We start from the raw sequence: 7,337 nt of genomic DNA, 5'->3' as shown, positions 1-7,337 counted from the left end.
AAGCCGTTCCGGCCAAGGCGCTGGGGCAGGCTGTGCCAATTCGCTCGCAGGTGACACCGCTGTACAACAGTAACAACCACTACGGCCAGTTTCTGGTATCCGCGACAATTCCGGCTCTGTGGCAGGTTCTGATTGTTGTGACAACGATAATGGTCCTGGCTGCAGAATGCCGCCAGCAGGGTATCAGGACGTGGCTGCAACCAGCACCGGCTTGCAACCTGTTCGCCAAATTACTTCCCTATACCTTCTTGTTCTGGCTGCATGGAATACTGTTCCTCTGGGGATTGTATGTCCTTCTCGGCTGGCCAATGCACGGTAGCTGGACCATTCTTCTGCTGGCACAACTGCTTACGGTGATTGCCTGTCAGGGCGTAGCGGCGTTGTTCTTTCTGTTGCCGCTTGATGCCACCAAGGCTATGAGTCTGGCTGCTGGCTTTACCGCTCCGGCTTTTGCGTTTGTCGGTGTGACTTTTCCGGCCACGGACATGCCCATGTTTGCTCAGGTCTGGCGGGCAATGCTGCCTGTGACTCACTATCTCGAAGTTCAGGTACATCAGGTCAATCATGGCCAAAATATTATCGAGGCGCTACCTGCTCTCGGGACATTGTCGTTCTTTGCCCTGGCGCTTGTCGTTGCACTGTTGAGGGTGAGGAGATTGGCTAATCAAGGCAATGACAGAGACGGTCTGAAAGGAGTGACATCATGAGCTGGCGAGCCTTGTGTAAGTTTGAGCTAAACGCCATTTTTACCAACCCGTCGATCCTCTTTACGGTATTTGGCGGCGTGCTGATTTACTCTTTTTTGTACCCGTTGCCATATTCTCAGCAGCTTCCGCGCGAGCAGCAGGTTGTTGTGGTCAACTTGGACAACAGTCAGATTAGCCGTGAGCTGGAGCGTATGGTGGATGCGACACCGCAGATACAGCTTGCAGCGCGTGCCCCAGGTATTGAACAGGCCAAGGAAATTCTCAATGCCGGTACGGTTGAGGGGCTGTTGGTGATCCCGGAGCACTTTTCGCGTGACTTACTGCTCGGCAAGAGTCCGACCCTGGCCTATGCCGGTGATGCGGCCTATTTTCTCGTTTACGGCTCGGTTGTAGAAGGGCTGACAACAGCGGGAGGAACGCTTGGTGCCAAGGCCAAAGTGTCGCGCATGGTGATGTCGGGTGAGAATATGGCGCTGGCTTCTGAGCAGTATTCGCCAATCAAGCTATCTATGCAGCCGGTGTTTAACCCGACGATGGGCTATATCAATTATGTCGTTCCGGCTGTTTTTGTCCTGATTCTGCACCAGACACTACTGATTGCGGTAGCTCTGCTGGAGGGGGGCCAAAATGAATATGCCAGACAGGGAAAGAATGGTTACTGGCGGCAGTATCCGGTCTTGAAGGTGGCACTGGTAAGAGCCTGTCTGTTCGTGCTGATTTATCTGCCTTTGGTCATGTACTATTTTGGTTTTAGTTTTTCTTTCTATCAGATCAACCAGCTGGCGACTATCCCGGATTTGCTGGCCGTCACGGTGCCGTTTTTGCTGGCAGTGATTTTTATGGGGATGATCATCGGACAGCTGATCCCAAGGCGGGAACTGGCGACAGTGGTGGTATTGCTTAGCTCGATACCACTGATTTTCTCAGTGGGATTCATCTGGCCGGTGTCAGCGATCCCGGCCCCTATTACTGCGTTGGTTCAACTGGTACCGGCTACACCGGCAATACATGCTTTCCTGAGGTTGAATCAGATGGGGGCAGATTTTGAGCAGATCATTCATTTGTGGGGTCAGCTATGGTTGCAGGTAGCAGCTTACGGCGGGATCGCCCTGTTAATGTATCGGAATCGAAACACACAATAACCATAATTAAAAAGGGAAGTTAGACTTCCCTTTTTAACTTATTGCTTTATATCTGCGCTAGGCTCGACATAAGCTTTGGTTCCCCAAAGTGGAACCGTAGAAAGGCTATGCTTGAAACTTCCGTCAGTTTCTTTGGTTGTGTAAGACAAGTAGAGCAGGGTTTGGTTATCAGCATCATAGATGCGTCTTACCTTCATCGATTTGAAAAAGATGCTTTTCGACTTTTTAAATACCACTTCGCCTGATTTACTCTTGTCGATGTTAGCAATCATCTCTGGTGTAATTTCGCCTGTCTGGCGGCAAGAAATCGAACTGTCACTTGGATCGGCCAGGCTAAAGTCGGCTTCGATCGAGGCAATATGACACGTCACACCAGTAACCTCATCGTCTTTCAGATTTTCAATTTTGATGTCTTTCATGGTGAAAACACCAAGGCTAACATCACCAACCTCATTGTCAGAGCAGCCTGCTAACAAGGTTGTTGCTGCAAGTAAACCTGCAATTAACGGCATTTTTTTCATTCTTCTTCTCCATGCGAAGTATTTGGGCCGGGGGCAGTGCAGCCGGATATTAGCCAATGATACCAATTTCATCAGATTTACCAATGAAAACACCCAATTATCTCGACGCTCGGTTCCCTATCTGCCACAATTTTTCGGCATGTGAGCCGATAAGCCAGAAGGTCAGGGCCAGAATGGCAAAGAATACCGTCTTATGGAAAGACTCCCAGAAGTACTCGAAATAGCGGGTGTAGAGGTTTATCAGCAAAAAGGTTATGCCAAAGCTTCGGCACAAGGTGCTGTCTGACTTTATACCTAGGTAGAGAATAGCGAGACAGCAGCCACCGGCAATGAACGACCAATGCAGTAGTTCAATTTGCTTGACCTTGCTCCAGCTGGCGACGTCTTCGTAGTTGCCGAAAATAGAGAGCAGCCATAACGCTGTCAGGAAATAGAGCAACCCGACAAATAGGGTGGGCTCCTTTAAATGGCGATATCGCTCTTGCCTGCCTGTGAGTAAGCTCAGGGTGATCACGAACAATCCGACAAAGACAAACCGCAGCGGCAGGTTCATCCCCAGGAAGTAGCCGCTGGAGCCTGCCAGGTAACTGGTTTGCGACAGTACCCAGGCCCCGAAGCCGAAAAGGGCAAAAAGCCAGATCAGTACCGATGACAGGCGAATGCCCAGTACGGCATAGATACCAGTCAGTACCAGGAGCAAAATGGCATCATGGGTGGTATCGAATAGTGCTGTTTCGCTGAGAAAGCCGATGGAGACGGCTGTCATCAATACGCCAAAAAAGAAGGTAGCTTCGTTGCTGATATTCTTCTGTGGGTGCTTCTTGCGACGCTGTACGCCTGCGCGATAAAAGAGCACGGCAATGCCGCCGCTGATAACTGAAAGGATGCTGGCCGGGGTGTCGATAATCGTTGCCAGTAGCTCCATAAGGTAGTCATCGGCCAATAAGACGCCAATGGAAATGATGAAGCAGGTGATGGCTATCCAGAATGAGTAAACAGCCAGTAGTTTCCAGTCGAAGCCAACCACTTGATAGCTGCCTCGAAGCTGTCTGGCTTGTTCGTCAGAAATCAGTTGCTCCTGTTCCCAGTGCGTGATGGCTGAGTTGAGCACTTTTGCTTTTTGTTTGCTTACTTTCATATTTGGCTTGGCACTTTCCGTTAATCAAAAAGGCGCCAATTAGCGCCTTTTTTAACAATACCGTCCCGATTTACTGGGGAGGTTCCGAGCCCGAGATAGCTTCTGGCATGAATGTCAGGATATGTTGTTCTGAGGTCAGAGTCAGAATGTTGTTTTCCAGCGCGATGCTGTTCCACTTCTGTAGCGACTTGGTCATGATGGACTCTACCGTTGCCTGATCATCCTGAATGCACGCCATTTTGGTCGACCCCATGGCGGTGATTCGGAGTTTGCTCTCTTCTGTTACCTCGACCTGGCCAAAAAAGCGGTTACAACCACTGAACCCGGCAACTTTCCACTCTGTATCAATTGTCATGCCGGGAGGGGTTCTCGGTTCCGATATATTGACATCTTTACCATCAATTTTTGTCAGAACCCAGTTATCTTTCAGGTTGTCTTTTGAGAAACCCGTCTGTACTTCTTGCTCACAACCAACCAGGAAAAAAGCGCTCAGTATCCCTGCCTTCAGCAACTTTTTCATAAAAATTACCTCATTACCACGATAATGGCCCCGTGTGCTAATAATAGTATACCCACTTGACTGGGGTAACTCGTTTCGGGGTATAAAGAAATAGTTAGATATTTCCTCGGCCGAAATAGTTCACTTCACCATCGCGATAATGAAAATCTTCTTTGCTTTTTGTCTTGTAAGCCTGAAGGGCCTCTTGTGCCTGACAGTAACTTTCGTTTTTGCTATATGCTTCGCGGGTGGTATCGATGGCCCGTTCGGCAGCACGACGAATATCAGGGTCGATTTGCGTGTTACTGAAAATAGCGTGCTGTTCGATAAGCAGTTTTCCGACGCTTTCCCTGCAGATTTCCTCGTTCTCGGGCAGAGCGTGAGTGACTTGTGCCTGAGTAAAGCCTGATAGCGCGAGAAGAAGAGGAATAGTACAGCGGAGATTTGGCATCAGACATTTCTTTCAGTGGGATAGGAGTCGGTGATTATATGTCCTTAGTGCAAATACTCAACTTCCAACCGTCAAAGAACGAATAGATGGCTTAAATATCACACAAGTATGGAATGAGTGTCATATCTCGCGTAAGGGGAGTTTTGACAGGCATTCTCGGCACAGGCAGTCTGGCGACTCTATTCCTGAGGTGTCTCTTTTGGCCAGCTCGAAGCACCAGCAGGATGATTTGCCGGCACTGATATCACAGTAGGCTAGTTTTCCGCACGAGCTGCAGGTATGCGTTGAACGTTTGCCTTTTATTTCATCTATGGTCTTGGTCTGTTTTTCATCATTCATCAGGCGCCATCCGGTAATTTCTGTCATGGTGCGAAAGCAACCACTACAGATCCCTTCGTGATTTTTACATTTTGCGACACAAGGTGTTTTCACTCGTTATGCTCTGTACTGCTCGTTACGGGAGCAGTACAGTAACACCAAGGTCGCGTGACAATCTAGCGTTTTCGCCAGATGGTCATTTCTGACAGACTATGTTGGAACTTCCTCTTGGTTTCGCGGATCACGAAGGGGATCTCCTTGACTGCAATAAGTTCGAAGTGGGGGATGAGAGTTTCGGTCAGCCCGTCGAGCGTGGTGAAGTTTTCGCCATGCACTTTGATGCCACCCAGCCAGTTTGCCTTCGTCGTGTACTCTTCCAGCCAGGTATAGGGAGAGGCGATCACCAGATAACCGCCTTCATTGATGCGCTGGTGGATGGTTGTTAGAAAGGCCTTGGGATCGCCGAGCCGGTCTATAAGGTTTGAGGCATAGACAAGATCATAACCGCTGAACTGCGGCTTGAGGTTGCAGGCATCACCCTGGACAAAATTCACTTTTCTGACCTCTTCACTGTAATTTAATTGGGCCAATGTAGTGCTCTTGAATTCTACCAAGTCCCCTTCTGTGCGAATGGTATAGCGTTTCTCGCCCTGCTCGCTCAGGTTATAGGCCTGCTGGATAAAACGGGCAGAGAAATCAATACCGTCGACATGATCGAATGTCTTGGCGAGCTCAAATGAGGCGCGTCCAACAGAGCAGCCGATGTCTAATGCCTTGGCCGTGTGGCTAAGCTGAATTTCGCTCAGGCACTGCTTGACGCCGTTAACGCAAAAGTTCGGTACTGAGAAGTACTCGTCGCCATAGTGAAATTCAAGATACTGGGAGATAAGCTCATCAGTCTCATAGACATTGAGCGAGGTCATGCTGGCCGGGTCCTGGTTCGACTCGATGTAGCGGAACCCGGCGTGCTGGTAGAAGTGACGTCGAAATGCATAGCGCGAAGAGCTGATCGATTCGTTACCGGTCGATATCCATGAGCCGCCTTTGATTAGGTTATGTTTACCGTCAAACGTCGGGGTCGAGAAGTCATCATACAGCGGGTGGACCTGAAATCCCTGAAAGCCATCAATACTGGTTTCTGTCCATTGCCAAGCATTGCCCAAAATATCGTAAAACCCTTCATGTTCAAATCGGTCTACTGGACAAGAGGAAGCGAAGTAGGCCAATTCGATATTGCCGGGGGCTTCGTGCCAGGTCGGTGAATCGTCTTCGATGTTGCTTCGCAGTATGTACCATTCGGCTTCGGTCAGCAGCCGGATATTGGCCTGAAGTTGCTCAGCCTTCCAGTTACAAAACGCTTTGGCCTCCAGTTGATTGACTTCTACCGGCCAGTTAAGTGGCAGCGGAATCTCTTCTGTTAGGTTGCGCTGCAGCCATTGGTTATCCTGCTTGCGCCAGAAGCGTGGCATGGTGGCCTGGGTATACGAAAGCCATGCCTTTCCTTCGTCGTTCCAGTAGCGCTGTTTGCGGTAGCCATCATCATTAACAAAAGCCATAAACTCTTGATTGGATACCAGGTATTTGGATGCTTTAAAATCATCGACTTTGAATGTCTGCTGGCCGAATTCGTTATCCCAGCCATAGGTATCGTCGTTATCATGCTTTCCTAGTGTCATTGTCTCGCCACCGACAGAGAGCAACTGATTGGAAGGCGCTGTACCTGTGTCCCGGCAGGCTGGCCAGTCGGGGTGGGGTGTTACATCACAAAGTGGGAGTTGGCGAATGATAACGGAGGATGTTTCGAGGTGGATGCGCTCATGCTCGATTCCCATCAAGATCACCCAGCCAGGATCGTCCTGGGTTATGGGCAGGGCGACAGGCATCTCGTCGATGACAGTATTGACCAGTCGGCTGACTTCGTTTCGATAGGTTTTAACTTCACTGACAGAGGGCCAGTCATAGTGGTTCTCGTCAAGATCATCCCATGACATTTCGTCGACGCCGATGGCAAACATCGACTCGAAGTGCTTGTTAACTCGATGATCAATGTATTTACCGAGCTTTAGCTTGTTGATGTAAAAAACGGCAGTGTGGCCGAAGTAGAAGATAAGAGGGTGGCGTAGCGGCTCAGGTTTGCTGAAGTAGGCACTGTCTTTATTGATCACCTCGAAGAGAGATTCGTACAAAGCCCATGTCTGATTGAATGCTTGTTTTAGTTCCTGACGCTTTGAGTTTTCATCGTCACCTGACAGTAACAGGGTCCGAGTGGCTGTAGTCAGTTTGTTATCCATTGAGCTATTCCCTTCTTAAACAGTATCTTTAAACGTAGTCAGAGAGGAAATGGTTCACCAAAACATCGGTGAGATTTTTGCCATACTGGTTAGAGGGGTCATTGCGGATAATTTCACGAGGACATAGGGTTATATGAGAAAGTGGACAGTGCCAACTTGGATATTAGTGGCCACAGGGTTACTGCTTAATGTGATATCTGCTCTTATGACCAATTTTTTTATTGATGATATAACCCGTCAGACAAATGAAATCATTCAAAGACAGCAAAA

Annotated in this window: 8 protein-coding genes; 2 read left to right on the top strand and 6 right to left on the bottom strand. The window is 49.0% G+C overall.

Going from position 1 to position 7,337, the window contains the following annotated elements; translation table 11 throughout:
* Both MHN01_RS11095 and MHN01_RS11090 read left to right on the top strand, forming a co-directional pair.
* Nucleotides 1-707 (top strand): ABC transporter permease (locus tag MHN01_RS11095; protein WP_239411408.1); only part of this gene is annotated, 707 nt, incomplete at its 5' end.
* Nucleotides 704-1,849, top strand: a complete 1,146-nt coding sequence (locus MHN01_RS11090; RefSeq protein ID WP_239411407.1) for an ABC transporter permease — start codon at nucleotides 704-706, stop codon at nucleotides 1,847-1,849. The genes MHN01_RS11095 and MHN01_RS11090, both read left to right, overlap by 4 nt.
* Before the next feature lie 38 nt (nucleotides 1,850-1,887).
* On the opposite strand, the gene MHN01_RS11085 is transcribed toward MHN01_RS11090, so the two are convergent.
* The 6 genes from MHN01_RS11085 to ovoA all read right to left on the bottom strand — a co-directional run bounded on the left by MHN01_RS11085 (nucleotide 1,888) and on the right by ovoA (nucleotide 7,067).
* On the bottom strand, nucleotides 1,888-2,370 hold the full coding sequence (locus MHN01_RS11085; RefSeq protein WP_075767659.1) for a CreA family protein: 483 nt from the start codon (nucleotides 2,368-2,370) through the stop codon (nucleotides 1,888-1,890).
* A 97-nt stretch (nucleotides 2,371-2,467) separates the two neighbouring features.
* A complete protein-coding gene (locus MHN01_RS11080; protein WP_239411406.1) occupies nucleotides 2,468-3,508 on the bottom strand; it encodes a hypothetical protein in 1,041 nt (346 codons plus the stop codon).
* A 70-nt stretch (nucleotides 3,509-3,578) separates the two neighbouring features.
* Nucleotides 3,579-4,028 carry an META domain-containing protein gene (locus MHN01_RS11075; protein WP_239411405.1) on the bottom strand — a complete coding sequence of 150 codons (450 nt, stop codon included), beginning with the start codon at nucleotides 4,026-4,028 and terminating at the stop codon, nucleotides 3,579-3,581.
* A 94-nt stretch (nucleotides 4,029-4,122) separates the two neighbouring features.
* The gene (locus tag MHN01_RS11070; protein WP_239411404.1) at nucleotides 4,123-4,458 is read right to left on the bottom strand and encodes a hypothetical protein; all 336 of its coding nucleotides are present in this window, start codon (nucleotides 4,456-4,458) and stop codon (nucleotides 4,123-4,125) included.
* A 120-nt stretch (nucleotides 4,459-4,578) separates the two neighbouring features.
* The gene (locus MHN01_RS11065; RefSeq protein ID WP_239411403.1) at nucleotides 4,579-4,890 is read right to left on the bottom strand and encodes a DUF1289 domain-containing protein; all 312 of its coding nucleotides are present in this window, start codon (nucleotides 4,888-4,890) and stop codon (nucleotides 4,579-4,581) included.
* Between the two features lie 62 nt (nucleotides 4,891-4,952).
* Nucleotides 4,953-7,067, bottom strand: a complete 2,115-nt coding sequence (gene ovoA / locus MHN01_RS11060) for a 5-histidylcysteine sulfoxide synthase (protein WP_239411402.1) — start codon at nucleotides 7,065-7,067, stop codon at nucleotides 4,953-4,955.
* Nucleotides 7,068-7,337: the final 270 nt, after the last annotated feature.

The organism is Photobacterium sp. OFAV2-7, assembly GCF_022347985.1.
In the GTDB taxonomy this organism is placed as follows: Bacteria; Pseudomonadota; Gammaproteobacteria; order Enterobacterales; family Vibrionaceae; genus Photobacterium.
The sequence above is the reverse complement of the archived record's forward strand: the minus strand, read 5'-3'. Positions and strand labels throughout refer to the sequence as shown.

What these genes read in the sequence shown, in the direction of transcription:
- MHN01_RS11090 (WP_239411407.1), top strand. Translation starts at nt 704, where the DNA reads ATGAGCTGGCGAGCCTTGTGTAAGTTTGAGCTAAACGCCATTTTTACC.
- MHN01_RS11085 (WP_075767659.1), bottom strand. Translation starts at nt 2,370, where the DNA reads ATGAAAAAAATGCCGTTAATTGCAGGTTTACTTGCAGCAACAACCTTG.
- MHN01_RS11080 (WP_239411406.1), bottom strand. Translation starts at nt 3,508, where the DNA reads ATGAAAGTAAGCAAACAAAAAGCAAAAGTGCTCAACTCAGCCATCACG.
- MHN01_RS11075 (WP_239411405.1), bottom strand. Translation starts at nt 4,028, where the DNA reads ATGAAAAAGTTGCTGAAGGCAGGGATACTGAGCGCTTTTTTCCTGGTT.
- MHN01_RS11070 (WP_239411404.1), bottom strand. Translation starts at nt 4,458, where the DNA reads ATGCCAAATCTCCGCTGTACTATTCCTCTTCTTCTCGCGCTATCAGGC.
- ovoA (WP_239411402.1), bottom strand. Translation starts at nt 7,067, where the DNA reads ATGGATAACAAACTGACTACAGCCACTCGGACCCTGTTACTGTCAGGT.